Annotated in this window: 3 protein-coding genes; 1 reads left to right on the top strand and 2 read right to left on the bottom strand. The window is 81.6% G+C overall.

Translation table 11 applies throughout. The features are described from left to right. Positions 1–180 precede the first annotated feature (180 nt). Complete coding sequence (locus ABEB16_RS22570; protein ID WP_345714381.1) at positions 181–720, bottom strand: hypothetical protein; 540 nt, start codon at positions 718–720, stop codon at positions 181–183. 175 nt (positions 721–895) lie between these two features. Continuing rightward, positions 896–1,174, bottom strand: coding sequence for a YciI family protein (locus ABEB16_RS22575; protein WP_345714382.1), 279 nt, complete (start codon positions 1,172–1,174; stop codon positions 896–898). Between the two features lie 233 nt (positions 1,175–1,407). Here ABEB16_RS22575 and ABEB16_RS22580 point away from each other — a divergent pair. Continuing rightward, positions 1,408–1,837, top strand: a 430-nt coding sequence (locus ABEB16_RS22580; protein ID WP_345714383.1) for an EamA family transporter, incomplete at its 3' end; no start/stop codon positions are given.

Below are 1,837 nucleotides of genomic sequence, written 5' to 3' on the forward strand. Positions count from 1 at the left end.
CCCCCAGCCCCCGCCCGGCCCCGCCGGCCGGGCCGCTGCCGACACCGGCGGCCGCCGGCCGGGGCGCGACGGGCACCTCGACGGGGCCGGGTGCGCCTGCGGGGGTGGTGGAGGGGTGCGTCGTCACCCGCCCAGTGTCGCAAGCCCCGCCGGGCCCGGTGACGCTGCCGGGTGGGCCGCTCAGGTGCCGCGGGCGACGTGGGCGCCCCACGCCGCCGCCAGCCGCCCGCACGGGGCGGACGCCGCCAGCACCCCGCCGGGTCCGGTGCGCGGGGCGTCGGCGGCGGTGAAGCCCCGCGCCACCGGGCCGGTGGAGGTGTCGTGCAGCGCGTAGGTGCCGGCGCGCTCGTGGCGGGCCAGGACGCAGGCACCGGCCGGGGCGCCGCCGGGGCCCGCGGCGACCCCCCACACCCGGTCGGTGACGTCGGCGGTGCCGTGGGCGTCGCGCTGGTCGGCGGGCAGCGCCGCCGCTGCCGCCGGGTCGGCGAGGACGTCGGCGCTCAGCACGGCGTCGGGGTAGCTGCCCTCGGTCAGCGCCGCCACCTCGGCGAGCAGCGCGGCGTTGCGGGCGTCGCCGGCCGCGGCCACGGCCTGCGCGGCGGCGACGTGGGCGGAGTACCCGGGCACGGCGACGGCGGTCAGCAGGGACAGCACCGCCGCCGCGGCGAGCAGCTCCAGCACGCTGGACCCCGCGTCGGAGGCGGTCGGCTGCGGGTTCACGGCACTCCTCCGGGTGGGTGCGGGGACCACCGGAGCCTGCCGGGGTGCGGGCCCGGCGGTGGCGCGGCGTCACCCGGCCAGCCGGACGGCGGCACCCGTCCGGACGCCGCCACCCCGGGCCGTCACCGACCGTCACGGTCCGGGGTGGCGCGGGGCGCCGCTGCAGGGGCGATGCTCAGAGCTGCGGGTGCAGCCTGCCGAGGACGGGGTTCCAGCCGACGAGGGTGCGGGCGGCCACGATCCCGTCGCGGGTGAAGGGGTCGGCGTCGAGGATCTCCTCGACCTCCGCGGCCGAGCCGGCCTCGAACACCAGCACCGCCCCGTCGGCGTCCGTCGGGCCGGACAGCACGAGGCGCTCGCCGAGGGAGGCCAGGTACCGCCGGTGCTCGGGGCGGGTGGCGTCGCGGGCGGCGGTGTCGTCGGTGTAGGCGTAGGTGGCGACGAAGTGCGGCACGGTGTCCTCCTGGCTCGGGTGGCGGCGCTGGCGGGCGCCATGGTGCCCGGCGGCGCCGGCGGGACCTGCCGCGGGGTGGTGCGGGCGGGCCCACCGGCCGGCCGCCGGTGACACTTGCGCTGCACCTGCCGCCCGACGCGCCGCCTCGACCCACCAGCACCCGGCGTGGCGCGCCGCGGGTGCACCAGCACCGTCAGCCGCCAGCGCCCGACGACGGACGGGGTCCCGCGACCATGCGCCACCGCACCACCGCCCCGCCCGGCGACACCGGCCGGCGCTCCCGCACGGGGCTGCTCGCCGGGCCGCTGCCGGTCCTGGCCGCCGCCGTGCTGTGGGGCACGACCGGCACCGCGAGCGCCCTGGCCCCGGCCGGTGCGCCCGCCCCGGCCGTCGGCTGCGCGGGCCTGGCCCTGGGCGGGCTGCTGCTGTTCCTCACCTCCCGCGGCGCCCGGTCGCTGCCGGCGGCCTGCACCGGGCGGGAGCGGCGGCGGCTCGCGCTGGGCGCGCTGGCGGTGGCCGGCTACCCGGTGACCTTCTACCCGGCGGTGGCGCGCACCGGTGTGGCGGTGGCCACCGTGATCGCCCTGGGCAGCGCGCCGGTGGTGGCGGGGTTGCTGTCCTGGGCCGGTGGGCGCGGCCGGCCGACCGCTCGGTGGGCGGCGG

This window comes from Kineococcus glutinatus (assembly GCF_039542765.1).
In the GTDB taxonomy this organism is placed as follows: domain Bacteria; phylum Actinomycetota; class Actinomycetes; order Actinomycetales; family Kineococcaceae; genus Kineococcus_A; species Kineococcus_A glutinatus.